General features: G+C 48.5%; 1 protein-coding gene. It reads left to right on the plus strand.

Annotated features, from left to right (window positions below; all coding sequences use genetic code 11):
- Window positions 1-302: 302 nt before the first annotated feature.
- Window positions 303-493, plus strand: a 191-nt coding sequence (locus tag KP705_RS21770; RefSeq protein WP_215765134.1) for a hypothetical protein, incomplete at its 3' end; no start/stop codon positions are given.

Here is a 493-nt window from a genome sequence, read left to right on the forward strand (position 1 = left end):
CTTCATGAGCAGATAATTAGCTCAGATTTGCTGTGTCCTGCATCACAGAGCGAGCGCAGAGCGGGAGCCACGTAGTGTGGCCGTAGGCCATCTGTGTGGGATGGTTCTTGATAATCTGATTTTTATGGTAGAATGTGAGTCGAGGTTAAATCGATGGATATCTTGGCGGATTACATCGAAGAAGCCCGATAGGTTAGGAGAAGGCTCATGACGCAGGAACGTCACAACCCGACCCACATCAGTATTATAACACAACTGATGGCGATGGTTCAACACAAGACCGCCAAGACTGGTGGTCTCGGATGGAATCCGTAGGTCGTTCATATACGAAATTAGAGGCCCAAAGTGTCATCAAAGCTCAGTCATATGATGGGGGGTATTATCCTCGTTCATGGCTTGGGCATGTGTTCCATCTGGGGTGGTCTGTTGATGATATCTGCTGGCTGATATCTGCTGACTGCATGCAGCTTGGGCTTATAGCTCGGGATTATTC

This window comes from Gluconobacter sp. P1D12_c, assembly GCF_018812105.1.
GTDB classification, from domain to species: Bacteria; Pseudomonadota; Alphaproteobacteria; order Acetobacterales; family Acetobacteraceae; genus Gluconobacter; species Gluconobacter oxydans_A.